The 19,030-nt window shown below is 71.2% G+C and carries 11 protein-coding genes; 3 read left to right on the top strand and 8 right to left on the bottom strand.

From position 1 onward, the window contains the following. Positions 1-12: 12 nt before the first annotated feature. The 8 genes from AB0G28_RS11560 to AB0G28_RS11525 form a co-directional block, all read right to left on the bottom strand. Entirely contained in the window at positions 13-2,193 is a 2,181-nt protein-coding gene (locus tag AB0G28_RS11560) for a glycoside hydrolase family 2 TIM barrel-domain containing protein (RefSeq protein WP_361086502.1), read from the bottom strand. Beyond that, positions 2,190-4,976 (bottom strand): GDSL-type esterase/lipase family protein, encoded by a 2,787-nt coding sequence (locus tag AB0G28_RS11555; RefSeq protein WP_361086499.1) that lies wholly within the window; start codon positions 4,974-4,976, stop codon positions 2,190-2,192. The genes AB0G28_RS11560 and AB0G28_RS11555 overlap by 4 nt, the downstream gene beginning before the upstream one ends. 31 nt (positions 4,977-5,007) lie before the next feature. Next, positions 5,008-7,275, bottom strand: coding sequence for a cellulase family glycosylhydrolase (locus AB0G28_RS11550; RefSeq protein WP_361086496.1), 2,268 nt, complete (start codon positions 7,273-7,275; stop codon positions 5,008-5,010). A 187-nt stretch (positions 7,276-7,462) separates the two neighbouring features. Next, a complete protein-coding gene (locus AB0G28_RS11545) occupies positions 7,463-8,494 on the bottom strand; it encodes a LacI family DNA-binding transcriptional regulator (RefSeq protein ID WP_361086495.1) in 1,032 nt (343 codons plus the stop codon). Then, on the bottom strand, positions 8,491-9,048 hold the full coding sequence (locus tag AB0G28_RS11540) for a hypothetical protein (protein WP_361086492.1): 558 nt from the start codon (positions 9,046-9,048) through the stop codon (positions 8,491-8,493). Before AB0G28_RS11540 ends, AB0G28_RS11545 begins: the two co-directional genes overlap by 4 nt. Beyond that, the gene (locus AB0G28_RS11535; RefSeq protein WP_361086490.1) at positions 9,045-9,875 is read right to left on the bottom strand and encodes a carbohydrate ABC transporter permease; all 831 of its coding nucleotides are present in this window, start codon (positions 9,873-9,875) and stop codon (positions 9,045-9,047) included. The genes AB0G28_RS11540 and AB0G28_RS11535 overlap by 4 nt, the downstream gene beginning before the upstream one ends. After that, a complete protein-coding gene (locus AB0G28_RS11530; RefSeq protein WP_361086487.1) occupies positions 9,872-10,813 on the bottom strand; it encodes a sugar ABC transporter permease in 942 nt (313 codons plus the stop codon). Before AB0G28_RS11530 ends, AB0G28_RS11535 begins: the two co-directional genes overlap by 4 nt. Before the next feature lie 10 nt (positions 10,814-10,823). Continuing rightward, a complete protein-coding gene (locus AB0G28_RS11525; protein ID WP_361086484.1) occupies positions 10,824-12,110 on the bottom strand; it encodes an extracellular solute-binding protein in 1,287 nt (428 codons plus the stop codon). Between the two features lie 285 nt (positions 12,111-12,395). Between AB0G28_RS11525 and AB0G28_RS11520 the strand changes: the two genes are divergently transcribed. From AB0G28_RS11520 to AB0G28_RS11510, 3 genes are read left to right on the top strand one after another with little or no spacing between them, the layout of a single operon-like run. Beyond that, the gene (locus AB0G28_RS11520) at positions 12,396-15,128 is read left to right on the top strand and encodes a hypothetical protein (protein WP_361086481.1); all 2,733 of its coding nucleotides are present in this window, start codon (positions 12,396-12,398) and stop codon (positions 15,126-15,128) included. Next, positions 15,125-16,138, top strand: coding sequence for a GDSL-type esterase/lipase family protein (locus AB0G28_RS11515; RefSeq protein ID WP_361086478.1), 1,014 nt, complete (start codon positions 15,125-15,127; stop codon positions 16,136-16,138). The genes AB0G28_RS11520 and AB0G28_RS11515 overlap by 4 nt, the downstream gene beginning before the upstream one ends. 3 nt (positions 16,139-16,141) lie before the next feature. Further along, on the top strand, positions 16,142-19,027 hold the full coding sequence (locus AB0G28_RS11510) for a beta-galactosidase (protein ID WP_361086475.1): 2,886 nt from the start codon (positions 16,142-16,144) through the stop codon (positions 19,025-19,027). The last annotated feature ends 3 nt before the right edge of the window (positions 19,028-19,030 follow it).

The raw sequence follows: 19,030 nt of genomic DNA, 5'->3' as shown, positions 1-19,030 counted from the left end.
CTCCACGATTCTTCAGTCGCAACTGCCGGAACACGGGACGAACGGTGCCGTGGCGCCGGTCAGGGTGGTCGTGCCCGTCGTCAGGCCGCCGGAAGTCGCGGTCACCGTGACGGTGCCCGGACCCGTGGCCCGCACCAGGGCGTAGGCGACCCCCTGGTAGGCCTTCCGCACCGAGCCGCGGAAGCTCTCCTGCACCGGGCTGCCGCTGTCGACCGCCACCAGCACGCCCGGCCCGCTGACGCTGAACGTGACCGCGGCGGACGAGCCGGTCACCACCCGGCCGGACGAGTCGGCCACGGTCGCCTTCACGTACGAGACGTCGTCGACGTCCGTCGAGACGGTGCTGTGGTCGGGCGACAGCAGCACGCGGTTCGCCGTGGTGCCGGTGGGCGGTGGCGACGTCGTGGGCGCTCCCCAAGTGCGCTGCCAGGAGTACCCGATCGGCCGGACCGTGCCGACGCCGTCCATCAGGCCGAAGTCGCTCTCGCCCCGGGGCCACAGCCCGTCGGCCTCCCCGAGGTAGGCCGCGCCGGTCCAGAGGAACAGGCCGGTGACCATGGCGTTGTTCCGCACGGTCGGCCATGCGGAGGTGTCGGTGCCCATCTCGGTGAACAGCCCAGGCCGCGCCGGAGACGTCTTCGCGGCCTGGATGACCTCGTCCGGCCGGTAGTTGCCGCCGAAGACGTCCACGATGGTCCGGGTGGCCCCGGTGACGTCACCGCTGTCACCCGGCCGGAACAGCGCCTGGGTGACCGGCCGGCCGGGGTCCAGCGCGTGCGCGATCGAGACCATCCTGGTCAGCAGCGGCGTGCGCGTCGCGATCGGGTCGCGGATCTCGTTGCCGGTGCTCCACATGGCCACGCTGGGGTGGTTGCGGTCGCGCATCACCACGCTCGTGGCGTCCACCTGGTACCACGGCACCGAGCCGCTCGCGCCCGGCACCGCGGGCGTCCCCGTCGGCGCGGACGCCGTCCGGTTGAAGTACGTCGCGTAGTCGCCGACGTCGGAGTACTTGTGCTGGGTCCAGACGTCGAAGAACTCGTCGAGGACCAGGAACCCCATCCGGTCGGTGAGCTCGAGGAACGCCGGGCTCGGCGGGTCGTGCGCGGTCCGGATGGCGTTCACCCCGAGCGCCTTCAGCTGGGCGAGCCGCCGCTGCACCGCCCGCTGCGGCGCGGCCATCCCGAGCCCGTGGAAGTCCTGGTGCAGTGCGACACCCTGGAACTTGACGTTCTTGCCGTTGAGGCTCATGCCCGTGGACGCGTTGAAGGTCAGCGTGCGGATGCCCACGGACGTGATGTCGTCGTCCACGGCGGTGCCGCCGACGAGGACGTTCGTCGCCAGGGAGTACAGGTTCGGGCTGCTGAGGTCCCACAGCCGCGGGTTGCTCACCGGCACGTCGTAGGCGAACGTGGCCGACGCCCCGGCGGCGATGGTCTTGGCCGCCGTGGTGACCGCGGGCAGCGCGGCCCCGCCGGGGTCACTCAGCACGCCTTGGACACTGACGCTCGCCGCCGAGCCACTCTCGTTGACCACCGTCGTCTCCGCGTGCACCGTGTTGTTGTTCGGTGTCGTGACGCGGGTGGCCCACTGGCCGACGTGCACCGGCGCGGTCGTGATGAGCCGGACGTCCCGGTAGATCCCGGCGCCGGTGTAGTAGCGGGACGCCGGTTGTGACGTCGTGTCGGTCTTGACGGCGACCACGTTGTCGCCGCCAAGCTTCGCCGCCGCCGTGATGTCGTACCGGAAACTCGTGTACCCGTACGGGTGCGTTCCGATGAGCGTGCCGTTGACGTACACGCTCGCGTTCGCCATCACGCCGTCGAACTCGAGGGACACCTTGCGGCCGGAGGGCACCCCGGCCAGCGAGAAGTGCTTGCGGTACCAGCCGATGCCCGACGGCAGGTAGCCGCCGCGGCCGGTACTCGGCGCCGACTGCGAGAACGGGTTCGCCGGTGGGTTCCGGCCCTCGATGCTCCAGTCGTGCGGCACGCTGAGCTTGCGCCAGCCACCGTCGTCATAGGACGCACCGCCGGCACCACTGGCGTCACCATAGTTGAACAGCCAGCCGGCGTCGAAGTCCGTGACCGTCCGGTACTGGGTGGCGGCCGCGGCGGACACCGCGGTCAGCGGGACGAGCACGAGCGCCGGCACACCGGCGAAGACTTTCCGGAACGTGGGCAACGCCGTCACCTCGCCATCGCGAAACTCGGGTGGGGCGGCTGGTTGTAGGCGGTGTTCTGCCACGCGACGGCCTCCCGGTACTGGCGGTCCTGCATCAGCGAGACGTGCGAGATGCTCGTCGGGTCGGTGGTCGAGTAGATCCGCAGCGCCCGGTTGTCCGAGGTCGGCCAGACGACCTCCTCGCGCCAGTCGCCGAAGAGGTCGGCCTGCAGCGACGGCGTGTTCTTGGTGCCGTTGTTCGCGTGCACGCCCGACGCCGTGAGCAGCCGGGTGTCCCCGCCGGTTCCGTACTTGTCGATGTGGGTGCCGTCCAGCAGCTCGCGCTGGGCGTCACCGTCCCAGTAGATGACGAAGTTCGTCGACGACGGCTTGCGCCCGATGTTCTGCCCGCTGGTGTTCAGCAGCCCGGACACCGCGGACGACCACGACTCGGCGCCGGGGCTGCCGGCGTAGATGTCGTCCGAGACCCCGCGTCCGTTGTCGCAGTTGCAGGAGGCGTTCTGCCAGATGATCTGACCGGTTTTCGCGTCGGCCATCCAGGCGGCGGGCTTGGACTTGTCCTCGTCCACTTTGAACTCTTCCAAGCCGGGCCGGCCGGGGATCAGGTCGCCGACGTGCATGGCGTCGCCGTGGCCGTTGCTGGTGTTCCACAGTGGACTGCCGTTGTCGTCGATGGCCATGGCCCCGAAGACGATCTCGTCGCGGCCGTCGCCGTCGGCGTCCGCGATGGCCAGCTGGTGGTCGCCCTGGCCGGTGTACTGCGAGCCGGCCGAGTTCGAGTCGAACTTCCACCGCTCGGTCAGCGCGCCGCCGCGGAAGTCCCAGGCCGCGATCACGGTCCGGGCGTAGTAGCCGCGGCTCATGATCAGGCTCGGGTGGGAGCCATCGAGGTAGGCCGTCCCGGCCAGGAACCGGTCGACGCGGTTGCCGTAGCTGTCGCCCCACGAGGACACCGTGCCGCGCGGCGGGTCGTAGTTCACCGTGGACACGGCGGCGCCGGTCTGCCCGTTGAACATGGTCAGGAACTCCGGGCCGGACAGGACGTACCCGCTCGAGTTGCGGTAGTCGGCGCTCGCGCTGCCGATGACCTGGCCGGTGCCCGACCGCGTGCCGTCCGCGGTCTTCATGGCGACTTCGGCCTTGCCGTCGCCGTCGTAGTCGAAGACCTGGAACTGCGTGTAGTGCGCGCCGGCGCGGATGTTGCGGCCGAGGTCGATCCGCCAGAGGCGGGTGCCGTCCAGCTTGTAGGCGTCGACGAAGACGTTGCCGGTGTAGCCCGACTGCGAGTTGTCCTTCGAGTTGGTCGGGTCCCACTTGAGCACGATCTCGTACTGACCGTCCCCGTCGAGGTCCCCGGCGCTCGCGTCGTTGGCGGCGTAGGTGTAGCTCTCGCCGGACGGGGTGGTACCTCCGGCGGGCGGCTGGATCGGGATGTCCCGCGTGCTCGCGGCGACCTCGCCGGTCAAGGTCAACGACTCCTCCGCGGCGAAGGCCGACATCTGCTCGACGCCGCCGGCCACCGGGCGCACCGTGTATCCGGCCCCGGCGGGCGCGCCCGCGTCCACGAAGCTCGTCGGCCCGGTGACTGGGGTCGCGGTCACCCTGGTGCCGTCGCGGTAGATGTTGAACGCCACCCCGGGCGGGTCGTCGGCGAGCAGGCGCCAGCCGACGGTGTTGCCCTGGGCGGTGTGGACGCTGACCACCCCGCGGTTCAGCTTGTCGACCTGCGCCGCGGCCGGGCGCAGGTAGCCGGCGAGCGACAGGTTCAGCTCACGGATGCCCTGCACCACCAGGTTGGCCATCTGCGTCGCGCCGTACGCCGAGAAGTGCGTGTTGTCGGTGACGCCGTCGGCGGACTGGGTGAGGTAGATCTTCTGGGACTCCGACGGGCCGAGGGACTCCACCAGGGCCTTGCTCTTGGCCGTCAGGTCGAGCACCGGCACGTTCGCGCTCTGGCCCAGCGCCCTGATCACCGCGGGCAGGTCCACGCCCACGCCGTTGACGTGCAACGCCGTGGAGGTCAGCTTGGTGCCGCTGAACAACCGCCGCACCGGCGGGGTCACCAGCACGGGGACGCCGCCGCGTTCGCGCACGCCGGTGACCATCTTGGTGAGGTTGTCGCGGAACGCCGTGGCCGAGGTCTGTTTGTCGTTGTGCCCGAACTGGATGAGCACCAGGTCCTTGCTCTTGATCAACGGTTTCATCGTCGGGAACAGCTTGCTGTTCGACAGGAAGCTGCCCGAACTCTCGCCCGAGTCCGCGTAGTTGGCGATCACGGCACCGTTCCGGACGTTCGCGGGCAGCATCTGGCCCCAGCCCGTGTAGGGCGCGGCCGGCTGGTCGCAGACGGTCGAGTCGCCCGCCAGGTACGTCACCAGCGGGGACTGGGCCGGGGTCACGGTCAGCGAGCCGATCGCCGGCGCGCTGCCGCCGAACGTGATGTCCAGGCCCGCGGTCCCGGTGCCGCCCTGGCCGGTGGGCTGGCCCTCCGGGTTGCGCACGTTGACCGTGACCGTGGTGGGCACGACCTGGCCCGCACTGGTCGAGACGGCGTTCAGGACCTGCCTGCGCGCCTCCACCGACATCGACGTGTTAGCCGCCTTCGTGGTGCTGCCGAGCCCCACGGTGACGTCGTAGTTGCCCGGGGAAACCGCGAAGTGGCATTTGATCGGCGCCGTACCCGAACACTGCGCGGGAAGCGCTTTCTGGACGGCCGCGGCCACCGCCGGCGCGGGAACCAGGGTGACCGCGGCCAAGCCGGCGAGGATGACCGCGCGCAGCCTGAGGGACATGAGGACTCCTTTGTCCTAAGTGGATATTGCGTCAGCTCGTCGAGCAGCTGCTCCCGTTGAGCGTGAACGCGGTCGGGGCCGGGTTGGTACTGCTGTAGGTGCCGTTGAAGCCGATGCCGGCCGACGCGTTGGGAGCCAGCGTGCCGTTCCAGCTGAGGTTGGTGGCCGTGACCGCGCCGCCGGACTGGGCGAAGGTGGCGCCCCAGCCGGGGAGGGTCACCCGCTGGCCGCCGGCGAAGGTGAAGGCCAGCGTCCACCCGTTGACCGTGCTCGTGCCCGTGTTGACCACGGTGACGTTGGCGGTGAACCCGTTGCCGCCACCCCAGTTCGACGCGGAATAGGTGACCTTGCACGCCCCGGTGCCGCCGCCCGCACCCGTCGTCACGGACACGATCCCGGACGCCGCCGAGGTGTTGCCCGCCGCGTCCCTGGCCCGCACCTGGTACCGGTAGGTGCTCGACGCCGCCAAGCCGCTGTCGGTGAACGACGTCGTCGCGGCCGAACCGACCACGGCGAACGTGCCACCGCTCGCCCCCGGCGCGCGGAGGACGTCGTACCCGGCGACCCCGACGTTGTCCGTCGACGCCGTCCAGCTCAGCGTGGCCCCGCTGGCCGTCACCCCCGAGACGGCCGGGGTCCCGGGAACCGACGGCGCTTCGGTGTCCACCTGGCCGCCGCCGTAGATCGTGGCTTCCTTCGACGTCTGCTTGATCCCGTTGGCACCGTTGAGGAACCGCTCGCCCCACGCCGTCAGGCTCGCCGGGTCGAAGTTGTTCGTCATGTCGAGGTAGGCGACGTCACTGCTGTTGCCGCTCCAGGACCACCCGAGGTAGCCGAGGCCGCGGGCCTGCGCCTGGGCCATGATCGTGTCCTCGTCGGGGTTGCCGTCGGTGTGCATGCCCCCGAACTCGCCGACGACCAGCGGCAGCCCGGCGGTCCGGAAACTGTCGAAGTAGGCGTTGATCTCGGCCGCGGTGTCGTAGACGCCGTACATGTGGATGGAGAAGACCGTGTTGTGCTGCGGGTCCGCGTTGAACACCGTGGCGGCGTTGTCCCGCATGATGTTCTGCCAGTCCTGGCCCCACATCGGCCCGTCGGCCATCAGCAGGTGCTGCAGCCCGGCGGCCCGCAGCCGGCTGATCGCGCCGCTCGTCGCGCTCGCCCAGGTCGCGCTCACCTGCTGGTTGTTGCCGAACGGCTCGTTCCCCAGGTTGATCACGACGTAGTTCTCCTGGCCCTTGAGGGCACTGGCCACGCTGATCCAGTAACTCGCCGCCTGGTCCAGGGTCGCGGCCCCGCTCTGCTCGCCGTACCCGGTGGTGTCGTGCACCTCCAGCACGCAGATCAGCCGGTTCTGCTTGCACAGTCCGATGACGCTCGTGACCTCAGCGGCCGGCGTCGGCCCCCACCGCTGCCCGCTGCCGAGCACGACGCGGACGGTGTTGGCGCCGAAGGACTTGATGTCGGCGAAGGCCCGGTTCTGGCCCGGGTACCAGACATACGCGTGGTTCACCCCGCGCATCACGAAGTTCGCGCCGTTGCCCTCGAGGATCCGGGGGCCGTCGACGTGCAGGCCGGTCGCGGTGGGCGTGCCGGGGCCGAGCGCAGCCACCAGGGCGGGGTACCAGCGGCTCTCCATCTTCTGGATGCCGGTGGTGCTGTTCGGGTGCACGCCGTCAGTGGTGTCCGTCGCGGTGTCGAACCCGGTCCACTGGTCGACCACGGTGATCGGGGACGCGGCCGTGGAGTGCGCCTGCGCCCAGGCCGGGATGGCGTTGTTCAGCTCGACCACCCGCTGGCCGCAGGCGGCACAGTTGCTCGGGTTCATCGGGATGATCTTGGCGACGATCAGCTTGATGGCCGGGTTCGCCGCCCGCATCTGGCCCAGCAGTGTCGTGTAGGCGTCCAGGATCGTCGCCGCCGGGATGTTGTTCCAGACGTCGTTGGTACCCAGGTGCATCAGCACGATGTCCGGGTGCGTCGCCGACAGCCAGCCCGGCAGCTGGTTGTCCCGCACGATCCCGGTCGCCAGGAACCCGCCGTGGCCCTCGTTCTCACCGTCGTAGGGGAAACCGCAGCCCTGGGCGGGCAGGGTTCCGACGAAGTCGACGTCCGCGTGGCCGGTGTCCTGCAGGTGTTTCCACAGCAGCGCCCGCCAGCAGCCCGGCGAGCCGGTGATGGAGTCGCCCAGCGCCATCACCCGCGTCGGCGTGGCCGCCCCGGCCGCCGCGGGAGCCACGACGGCGCAGGCGGCCAGCAGCACGCCGGCCAGGAGCGTGCGGAGGAATCGCCCGTTCATTACCGACCTCCTGGAGAACCACTCAACAGGAAAGTTTCATGCTGGGAGCGCTCCCACGGTAACACGGCGGACACGGGTGGAACACCGGCGGCGAGAAGGAAAACGGCCGAACCGCTTAACGTTAAGCACGCGGGCGCCGATGCCGGAGAAAGCGTTTTCTCGCGCGCCGGGCCAGTCCTGTGTGTACTCACGGCCGTCTCGCCCGCCGCGGGCGGCGGCTCGACTCGCGGACCACCAGCTCCGGGGTGAACACGACGTGCCGGTGCTCGTGCTCGGCGGGCGACTCCGACTCGGCGATGACCAGGGCCGCGGCCCGGCGGCCGATCTCGTGCCGCGGCTGGCGGACCGACGTCAGCGGGACCGCGGCCGCGGCGGCGAAGTCGATGTCGTCGTAGCCCACGATCGCCAGGTCCTCCGGGACCCGCACCCCCGCGCGCACGGTGGCCTGGAGCAGCCCCAGGGCCAGCAGGTCGTTCGCGCAGAAGACGGCGTCGGGCAGCACCGCCCTGGCCAGCAGCTGCTCGCCGGCCCGCAGGCCGCACGCCACGTTCAGGGCCGGCACGGTGAGGACCTCGAGGACGTCCGGAGGACGGCCGGCCAGGCGGAGGGCGTCCCGGGCGCCGCGGTGGCGTTCGGCCGCCTGGTGGATGCCCGCCGGGCCGTTGACCATCACGATGCGCCCGCAGCCCTCGGCGAGCAGGTGGGTGACCGCGAGCTCGCCGCCGTGGCGGTCCTCGACCGCCACCGAGCACAGGCCCTCCTCGGCCGTCGGGTGGTCGAGCAGGACGACCGAGATCCCCCGGTCCTGCAGCTGCCGCAGCGGCATCGGGCCGGCCTGCACCGGGGTGATCAGCACGCCGTGCACCCGTTGCGAGGCCAGCAGCTCGACGTGCCCGCGTTCGCGGGTCACCGACTCGTCACTGTTGCAGAGGATCACCGCGTGCCCGGCCTCGCTCGCCGCCGCTTCGACGCCGCGGGCGACGTCGGTGAAGAACGGGTTGCCCACGTCCGGCACCACGAGCCCGATCGTGCGGGCGGTCCCGGAGCGCAGCTGCCGCGCCGGCTCGTTGCGGACGTACCCCAGGGCGTCGATCGCGGCGAGCACCCGCTCGCGGGTGGCGGCGGCGACCACGTCCGGGCGGTTCAGCACGTTGGACACCGTGCCGACCGACACCTCGGCGCGGATCGCGACGTCGCGGATGCTGATGGCCGGCTTCACCGCCGCTCCCGGGCGCGGACCGCGACGGCGGCCAGCACGAGCAGCCCCGGGGCGACGACGGCGAACGCCGGCGCCTGCCCGACGACGACGGCCACGACGACGATCGCCGCGACCAGCCCGGCGCTGCCACGCCAGTCCAGTACGGTCTCCCGACCGGCCGACGCCAGCACCTCCGGCCACCGACGACCCGGCCGCCAGCCCGCCGCCGCACGCAGCCCCGCCGCCAGGAGCGCGGCGAGCACCACCCCGAGGACGGCGCCGAAAGCCCGGCCGCCGGGGAGCCCGCCCAGCACCGCGACGACGTCGATGCCGCCGACGAGCACCAGTCCCGCCGGCGCCAGAACGGCGACCGGATGGGCGAGCGCCACCCGGAACTCCCGGAGGAACCGGCGCACGGTGGGTGTCCGGCCGCCCGCGACGACTCTGGTGAGCAGGACCGAACCGGCCGCCGCCGCGGCCAGCGCCGTCACGACGAAGACGGACGCCACACAGACCAGCACGCCCACGAACAGGACTTCGGCCAGCAGGCCCAGCGAGCGGGTGGACGTGCTCATCCCTTCAGCCCCGACGTCGCCACGCCTTCCACCAGGTACCGCTGGAAGGCGAAGAAGAACAGCCCGATCGGCAGCAGCGCGAGCACCGACATGGCGAACATCGGGCCGAACGCCGACTGGCTCGTCTGGTCGACGAAGATCTGCAGCGCCAGCGGCAGCGTGAACTTCTCCGGGTCGTTGAGGTAGATCAGCTGCGAGAAGAAGTCGTTCCAGGTCCAGATGAACGTGAAGATCGCGGTGGTGATCAGGGCCGGCCGCAGCAGCGGCGCGATCACGTACCGGAACGTCCGGACCGGGCCGCAGCCGTCGATCGTCGCGGCCTCGTCCAGCTCGCCGGGCAGGCTGCGGATGAACTGCACCATGAGGAACACGAAGAAGGCGTCGGTGGCCAGGAACTTCGGCAGGACGAGCGGCCAGAACGTGTTGACCAGCCCGAGCTTCTGGAAGATCACGTACTGCGGGATGAGCACGACGTGCTGCGGCAGCATGATGGTGGAGAGCATGAAGCCGAACATCGGCCCGCGGCCGCGGAAGTGCAGCCGCGCGAACGCGTAGGCCGTCACCGAGCAGGACAGGACGTTCCCGAGCACGGCGCCGGCCGAGATCACCAGCGAGTTGGCGAAGTAGTGCCACACGCTGTACCCGGCGACGCCGCCGAACACCTGCGTGTAGTTGTCGCCGGTGGGGTGGGACGGCAGCAGCGACAGCCCGGCCAGCACCTCTTCCGCGGGCTTGAACGACGCCGAGACCAGCCAGACGACCGGGTACAGCAGCACGAGCAGGACGAGCACCATCAGCACGTGCCAGGCCCACGACCGGCGGGTCATCGGCTCTCCCCCGCGTAGAAGACGAACCGGCGCGAACCGCGGAACAGCAGCGCGGTGAGCACGCCGATCACCACCAGCAGCACCCAGGCCATCGCCGAGGCGAAGCCCATCCGGAAGTCGGTGAACCCGCGCTGGTAGAGGTACAGCGTGTAGAGCAGGGTCGAGTCGCTCGGCCCGCCGCGTCCGCTGCTGACGACGAACGCGCCGGTGAACGACTGGAACGCGTGGATGGTCTCCAGCACGAGGTTGAACAGCAGGACCGGGGACAGCATCGGCAGGGTCACCGACCGGAAGCGGCGGACCGGGCCGGCGCCGTCGAGCTCCGCCGCCTCGTACAGCTCCTTCGGGATCTGCTTGAGCCCGGCGAGGAAGATGACCATCGGCGCGCCGAACTGCCAGACGGCCAGCGCGATCACGGTCAGCAGCGCGAACTGCGGCTGGTCGGCCCAGCCGCCGGTGTCCAGGCCGAACGCGGCGAGCACCCGGTCGGCCGTGCCGCCGGTGGAGAACATCGCGCGCCACACCAGGGCGAGGCTCACGCTGGCGCCGAGCAGCGAGGGCGCGTAGAACGCCGAGCGGTACAGCCCGGCGCCGGTTCGGGCGCGGTTGAGCAGCATCGCGACGGCCAGCGCCAGCCCGAGCTTGAGCGGCACCGACAGCCCGACGTACCGCGCGGTCACGCCCGCCGCGTGCCAGAACCGGTCGTCGCGGGTGAACATCGTGACGTAGTTGTCCAGGCCGACCCAGTGCGGCGCGTCGAACAGGTCGTAGTCGGTGAACGACAGGTACAGCGACGCGATCATCGGGCCGAGGGTCAGCACCAGCACCCCGATCAGCCAGGGCGACAGGAACAGGTACCCCACGCCCTGGCCGCTCCGGCGACGGCGGGGCACGGCCCGTTCCGGCGTCACCGGGCGGTCCAGTACGGCTTGCGTCATCGTGCGGCCCTCAGGATCCGAGGGACTGCTGCGCGGTCCGCACCAGGCGGGCGGCCCCGTCGGCGACGCTCGTCCGGCCGAAGATCACGTCGTCGTAGCCGCGCTGGAAGTCCCGCTTGATCGCCGCGGAACCGGTGGGCCACAGGCCGGTCGCCGGGCCGATCCGGTCGGCGACGGACTTCTCGTAGTCGCACACGGCCTTCGTGGCGGCCTGCGCCGCGCCGCAGACCTGTTCGCGGATCTTGGTGTTCGGCGGCAGGCCGCGCGCGACACCCAGCAGCTTGCCCGCTTCCGGGTCGTTGACCAGGAAGCTCAGCAACTTCGCGGCGGCCTCCTTGTGCGCCGAGCGCTGCGCGACGGCGAAGCTCACCGGCGGCATGGCGGCCATGCCGGACGCCGGGCCGTCGGTCGGCAGCGGCGCGGCCTTGATGCCCGGGCCGTAGCTGGACAGATAGGCACTCAGGCTGGAGTCGTAGTTGACCTCCGAACCGGCGTGCTTGGTGACCAGGCCGGAGTTCGGCATCGAGCCGTCCATCTTCGCGGTGACCTCAGGCGCGGTCACGGCCTTGCTCGCCCGCAGGTCACCGGTCAGCGTCCAGAACCGCGTCAGGTCGGCGGCGGTGAAGCCGAGCTTGCCGTCGTCGGTGTAGAGCTGCTGACCGTGCTGGTGCAGCCACACCTCGAACCAGTCGACGGCCCAGCCGAAGTCGGTCGTCCCGGCCACGCCGGTCGCGGCGACCTTGCGGAGGCCGTCGGCGAACTGCGCCCAGGTCCAGCTCCGGCCCGGCCCGGACGGCGGCTCGACCCCCGCCTTGGTGAAGACGCCCGCGTCGTAGGCGAGCATCTGCGTGGTCTGGCCGCCGGGCACGGCGTACTGCTTGCCGTCGATCTTCCCGCCCGCCAGCAGCTCGGGCGCGATCCCGGTGACGTCGATCGTCTTGCCCACGTAGGCGCCCAGGTCCTCGAGCACGTGGCGGTGCTGGTATTCGCCGAGCGTGGCGCGGTCCAGCTGGATCAGGTCCGGGGACGCGCCCCCGGCCACCTGGGTGGACAGCTTCTGGAAGTACGCGTCGTAGCCCGCGTACTCCGTCCGGACGGTGATGCCCGGATTGTCCTTCATGAACAGATCGACCGCGGCCTTCGTGACCTTGGCCCGGTCTTCGTTGCCCCACCACACGAAGCGGATCGTCGTCGGCCCCGACGCGTCGCCCCCGCCGCCGCACCCCGTGACCAGCCCCGCCAGCGTGACCGCCACAGCCGCCACCAGGCCGGCACGCACCCCGAACCGTCCGTTCATCGAATTTCCCTTCTGGAGACCACCACCGGGCGAGCTCACCGGAATTTCGGTCTTGAATCGGTTCAAGCACGGTAAGTCCGCGCGCGGGCGCCGTCAACCAGCAATGATTCCAACGAAAGCATCGATACTTTCGAATCGGTCGAACGGAGGCAACCGTTCATCCGATCACCGAGAAAGCGCTTACTCACGGACTGGACTGATCGGGTCGACCGGGTTGACAAGCCCGGAATGGTCTGGTTTGAATCGGTTCATCGCGGCAGCGACGAGCTGATCCGGAGGCCGACGATGTCCCCGCAGTTCCCCCTTTCCCGAAGAGTCTTCCTCGGCGGTGTGTCGGCCCTGGCCGCCACCGCCGTCACACCCCCGGCGGCCGCGGTGGCGGCCCCCTCCGCGGCGGCCGGCAACGGCGAGGTGCGCCTGCACTGGCTGGACGGCAGGCCCGCCGCCCCGGTGGGCTGCGCCTTCGGCGTCCCCTGGCCGCGGGGAACGCTGTCCAAGAACGCGCCGCTGGCCCTGCACGCCGGCGACGGCGGCGGAGTCCCGGTGCAGTCGTGGCCGCTCGCGTACTGGCCGGACGGCTCGGTCAAGTGGACCGGCCACGCCGTGACGTCGTCCGCGACGGCGGACGCCTTCGTGCTGGCGCCCGGCACGCCCGCGCCGCCACCGGTTCCGGTCACCGTGCGCCGGTCACCCCGCGAAATCGTCGTGGCCAACGGAACGGTCGAGCTGAAGCTCGCCACGACCGGGGCCGTCGCCGTGCCCTCGCTCTCGCGCGGCGACCGGGTCGTCGCCCGCGACGGCGAGCTGGTGCTGCGGCTGCAGGACCAGCCGGACGACGACGGCGACTCCCGCTCGCCGCGCCGCGAGGACTGGACGGGGATCGTCGAACGCGCCGAGGTCGAGCAGTCCGGGCCGGTGCGCGCGGTGGTGAAGCTGACCGGCCGGTACCGGCGCGACCGCGGCCGCGGCACCCGCGCGATCCTGCCCTGGACGATGCGCGTCTACCTCGGCGCGGGTGACGACTCCCTGCGCGTGGTGCACAGTTTCCGCTGGGACGCCGACGAAAACCACGACTTCGTCCGCGGGCTCGGCCTGCGGTTCTCGGTCCCGCTGACCGACGAGCCGCACAACCGGCACGTCCGCTTCGGCACGGCCGCGGGCGGCGTCTGGGGCGAGCCCGTCCGGGTGCTCACCGGCCTGCGCCGCGACCCCGGCTCGGCGGTCCGGAAGGCCCAGGCCGACGGCACCGCCACCCCGCCGGTCTCGCAGTGGGGCCAGCAGGTGCGCGACGGCTACCAGAACTTGGCGCTGTGGAACGACTTCACGCTGTTCCAGGAGTCGGCCCGCCACTTCGCCGTGTGGAAACGCACCAGCGCGGCGGGCAGCTGGCTGAAGCACGCGGGCCGCGGCGACCGCGCGTCCGGCTTCGGTTACGTCGGCGGGGTCGGCGGCGGACTGGGCTTCGGCCTGCGCGACTTCTGGCAGCGCGCCCCGCGTTCGCTGGACATCCGCGGCGCGGCCGCGGACACGGCCTCGGTGACGCTCTGGTCGTACTCCCCCTTGGCCCCCGCGATGGACCTGCGCACCTACGACACCGTCGCGCACGGACTCGACCTGTCCTACGAGGACGTCCAAGAAGGCTTCGCGACACCGCAGGGCATGATGCGCTCGACGGAGATCCGGCTCTGGGCACTGGCGGCCACCCCGTCCCGGGACACGATCGCCGCGCTCTCGGCGACACTGACCACGCCGCCGCAGCTCGTCACGACTCCCGAGACGTACCACGCGGCCGGGGTGTTCGGCCGCTGGAGCCTGCCCGACCGCAGCACGTCCGCCCGGGCCGCCCTGGAAGACGGGATCGCCCGGGAGATCGGCTTCTACGCCGACCAGGTCGACGAGCGCGAGTGGTACGGGTTCTGGCACTACGGCGACGTCATGCACACCTACGATGCCGACCGCCACGAATGGCGCTACGACGTCGGCGGGTACGCCTGGGACAACGCCGAGCTCGGCACGGACGCCCTGCTCTGGTACGCCTTCCTGCGTTCGGGCGATCCCCGGACGTTCCGGCTCGCGCACGCCATGACCCAGCACGTGTCCGAAGTGGACACTCACCACAGCGGCCGGTTCGCCGGGCTCGGGTCACGCCACAACGTCGTGCACTGGGGTGACGGCGCCAAGGAGGCGCGCGTCGGCGAGTCGTTCACGAAACGGTTCTCCTACTACCTCACCGCCGACGAGCTGCTGGGTGACCTGATCCGGTCGTCGCTGCAGGCCGACGAGACGCTGCGCACGGTCGATCCCCTGCGCGAAGTCCTGCCACCGCAGACGAAAGCACCGGCCCGCGTCCGGATCGGACCGGACTGGTACGCGCTGGTCGGCAACTGGCTGACGGAATGGGAGCGCACCGGCGACGTCCGCTGGCGCGACCGGATCGTCACCGGCATGCAGGACATCGCCACCTTCCCCGCCGGGCTCTTCACCGGCGAGGCGGGTGGCGCGGTCGGCTTCGACCCGGCGACCGGCCACCTGGTCAACCTGGCGAAGGGCGACTTCGACGGCGGCTACAACCTCTCGATGGCCTTCCTTGGCGAGCAGATCCTCTGGGAGGCCCTCGACCTGGTCGACGTCCCGGAGTTCCGCCGGACCTACCTGGACTTCGCCCGGTACGCCCAGGCGCCGTCGGCGGAGAAGATCGCCCGGTACGGCCGTGACTTCAACCCCGGGCTGTTCAAGACGATCTACTCCCGTGTCACGGCCTGGGCGGGCGAGCAGCTCGGCGACGCGAGCCTGCGCAAACGCGGCTGGGACCAGTTCACCAGCGACCCCGCGGGGAAGCCGTGGCCGCCCGCGGAACGCGTCACCGGCACGGCCGTGACGAGCCCGGTGACGGAGATCCCCACCCGGACCACCACGAACCCGGCCGGCGACTTCGCCACGTTCGCGACCAACGACTTCGCCCAGCGCAACCTGGCCACCATCGCTCTGCTCGCCATCGCCCCGGAGGAAGCGCCGTGAAGATCCTCGCCATGGTCGCGCTCCTCGTGCTGGGCGCGGCCCCGGCGGACGCCTCCCCGCACTGGACCGTGTGCGACGGCTCGTGCTCGTTCGACGTGCCCGCGGGCGACTACGAAATCGAGGCGCTCCTCACCGGGCAGACGGGCCTCGACGTCGAAGCCCGCCGGATCGTGCTCGCCCCGGTGGCCACCCGGCCGGGCGAGTACGTCCACCGGTCGGTGACCGTCGAGGTGCGCACCCCGGAAGGCATGCCGAGCGGCGAGGACGGGCCGGGCACCCCCGGCCTGCAGGTCCGGCTGACCGGCCCGGCGCCGCGGCCGGCCCGGATCGCCGTCAAGCCGCGGCCGCGGGCGCCGCGGATCTTCGTCATCAGCGACTCCACCGCCGCCGACTGGACGAACCTGCCGAAGAACGGCTGGGCCCAGGCCCTGCCGGAGTTCTTCCGGGCCGGGCCGAGCGTGCGGAACTACGCCCAGTCCGGCGCGAGCACGGTCAGCTACCTCGCGGACCCGCGTTACTTCCCCCGCGTGCGCCCGATGATCCGCCCCGGCGACGAGGTGCTGATCCAGCTGGCGCACAACGACAAGCAGACGACCGAAGACGTCTACCGGGCCAACCTCGCGACGCTGATCGACGGCGTCCGGGCCCAGGGCGGATTCGCCGTGCTGGTCACGCCGCCGGTGCGGCACCGGTTCGGCCCGGACGGGAAGCTCACCCCGCTCGGCCTGGTGGTCAACAACCTCGGGGTGGACCTGCCCGCGGTGATGCGCGATGTCGCCCAGCAGTGGAATGCCCCGCTGCTCGACCTCACCGCGCGCAGCCAGGCGCTGCTGGAAAGCCTGGGCGAAGCCGCTTCCTGGCCGCTGTACCTGACGCTCGCGCACGACGGCGTCGACGACGCCACCCACCTCAGCCGGTACGGCGCCGAACAGTTCGCCGCCCTCGTCGCGCGCGCCGCGGGCCAGGCCCGGCTGCCGCTGTCGCGGTTCCTGCGTCCCGAAAGGCTTTGACGGATGAGACGTCGTCTTCTCGCCCTCGCGCTGGCCCTCGCCACGGCGGCCGGGGTGAGCAGCGCGCCGGTGGCCGAGGCGGTCCCGCACGCCCGGCACCAGGTCACGTTCGACAAGTACTCGCTGATGCTGGACGGGCGGCGGCAGTTCGTCTGGTCCGGCGAGTTCCACCCGTTCCGGCTGCCCAGCCCGGACCTGTGGCGTGATGTGCTGCAGAAGATGAAGGCCACCGGCTACAACGCCGTCTCGATCTACTTCGACTGGAACTACCATTCGCCCGCGCCCGGGGTGTACGACTTCACCGGCGTCCGCGACATGGACCGCGTGCTCGACCTCGCGGCCGAGGCCGGGCTGTACGTCATCGCGCGGCCCGGTCCGTACATCAACGCCGAGGTCACCGGCGGCGGCTTCCCCGGCTGGCTGACCACGCAGGCGGGCAAGGCCCGCAGCGACGCGCCCGACTACCTGGCGGCGGCCGACGAGTGGCTGTCTCAGATCGACCGGATCATCGCCCGGCACCAGTACACCGACGGCCGCGGCTCGGTGATCCTCTACCAGATCGAGAACGAGCTGGCCGCCACCGGCGTGTCCCAGCAGAACTACATCGCGCACCTCTACGACAAGGTGCGGGCCGACGGCATCGCCGTCCCGGTCTTCCACAACGACAAGGGCCGCAACGGGATCTGGGTCCCGCCGGACTCCGGCGTGCCCGGCACGGTGCCGGGCAAGGTCGACCTCTACGCGTGGGACACCTACCCGGCCGGCACCTGCCGTCCCGACGCCACTCCCGGCCCGCCGGCCAACGCGCCGGACTGGGGGCTCTACGGGCCGGGCGGGGCGAAGGGCGGTGCGAGCGCCTCGCCGAACACGCCCGGGTTCACCGCCGAGTTCGGCGGCGGCTGGTTCGACTACTGGGGCAGCAACGGGACCTACCCGTGCACGGCCGTCCGCCAGGGTCCCGGCTACGAGCGCGTGTTCTACGGCACCAACATCGCGAACGGACTGACCATCCAGAACTTCTACATGACCTTCGGCGGGACGTCGTGGGGCTGGCTGCCCGCCCCGGTCGTCTACTCGTCGTACGACTACGGCGCGGCCATCGACGAGGGCCGTCAGCTGCGGCCGAAGGCGCTGACGATGAAGGAGCTGGGTTATTTCCTGCAGGCGGTGCCGCCGCTCACCAAGCAGGACAAGGCAGACCCCGTCACGCCGTCTTCGACGGCTGTGAAGGTCTACCACAACGTCAACCCGGACACGAAGACGCACTTCTACCTGCCGGTGCACAACCCGTCGAAGGCCACCACGGACGACGCGTTCACTTTCGGAGTGTCCACACCGGACGGTTCCTACACGGTCCCGCAGTCCGGGACGCTCCGGCTGAACGGCCAGGACGCCAAGCACCTCGTGGCGAACTTCGACCTCGCGGGCCAGCACCTGGTGTACTCGACGTCGGAGATCATGACCTCAGTCGAGGGCACCGTGCTGCTGAACGGCCGTCCCGGCGAAGACGGAGAAACGACCCTGCGGTACGCGACCCAGCCCCGGGTGGACGTCCTTTCCGGTGCCGCCACGGCCACCTGGGACGCCGCACACGGCGACCTGCGGCTGAACTACGTCCACAATGGACTCATCCGGGTCCGGATCTCCGGCGGCGGCCGTCCTCCGGTCACCCTTCTGCTGGCCGACGACGCGACCGCCGACACGTTCTGGCGGCAGGACACCGCGGCCGGTCCGGTTCTGGTCCGCGGCCCGGCGTTGCTGCGCACCGCGCGGTCGTTCGGCCCCTTCCTGGCGCTGACCGGCGACACCGCCCGGGCCAGTGACCTCGAAGTGTGGGGTCCCGCGGCGATGGTCTCGTGGAACGGGCGGCCGGTGCCGGCCCGGCGGACGACGTCGTCCAGTCTGCTGGCGACGCGTCAACTTCCCGGTCCGGTGGCCGTCGAGCTTCCTCCGCTGACGAAGTGGAAGCAGGCTCCCGGCTCGCCCGAATCGGCGGCCGGCTACGACGACCGGGCGTGGCCGGCCGCGGACAAACCGGTTCTCACCGCGGACGACTACGGTTTCCACACCGGCGACGTCTGGTACCGGGGGCACACGAGCGGTCCGGTCCCGGCCGAGCTGAGCCTGACCTACGGCGGTGGCGGCGCCGGGATGCTGCAGGCGTGGCTCGACGGGCGTTACCTCGGCCAGCACGTGCTGCCGAGCGCGCTGGCGTCCCCGCCGACGACCGGCACGGCCACCTTCGCCGTCCCGGAGGAACTGCGTGGCGACGGCGAGCACGTCCTTTCGGTGATGGTGCGCAACAATGGCCACAACGAGGACGGCGGCGTGAACGACGCCCACAAGGAAGGCCGTGGGCTGATCTCGTCGTCGCTCACCGGGGTCGCGTGGAAGATCCGGGGCGGCGTCCCGGATCCGGTGCGGGGCCCGCTGAACAACGGCGGCCTCGACGGCGAGCGCGCGGGCTGGTCCCTGCCGGGCTACCCGGACGCCCGCTGGGCGCCGGGCGAGGTCCCCGCCGCGACGGCGGCGCCCGGGACCACCTGGTACCGCACGGACTTCGCCCTGAACGTCCCGAAGGGACAGGACGCCTCGCTGGGCCTGACCATCGGCGACCCGGCGACGCCGCGGTCGGGCGGCCACTACCGGGCACTGATCTTCGTGAACGGGTGGAACCTCGGGCAGTACATCGCCGACGTCGGTCCACAACACACGTTCGCGCTGCCGAACGGCATTCTGAATCCCCGCGGGCGCAACACCCTCGCCCTGGCGGTGACCAGCGACGGCGGTCCGGGGAACGGCCTCGAAACCGTGGCGCTGACCGACCTCGGCACGGTCCGGGGCGGGGTCGGCGTCCGCCTGGTCGACTCGCCGGGGTACCGGCACTGAGCG

It is taken from the genome of Amycolatopsis sp. NPDC021455 (assembly GCF_040640995.1).
Taxonomy (GTDB): domain Bacteria; phylum Actinomycetota; class Actinomycetes; order Mycobacteriales; family Pseudonocardiaceae; genus Amycolatopsis.
The sequence above is the reverse complement of the archived record's forward strand: the minus strand, read 5'-3'. Positions and strand labels throughout refer to the sequence as shown.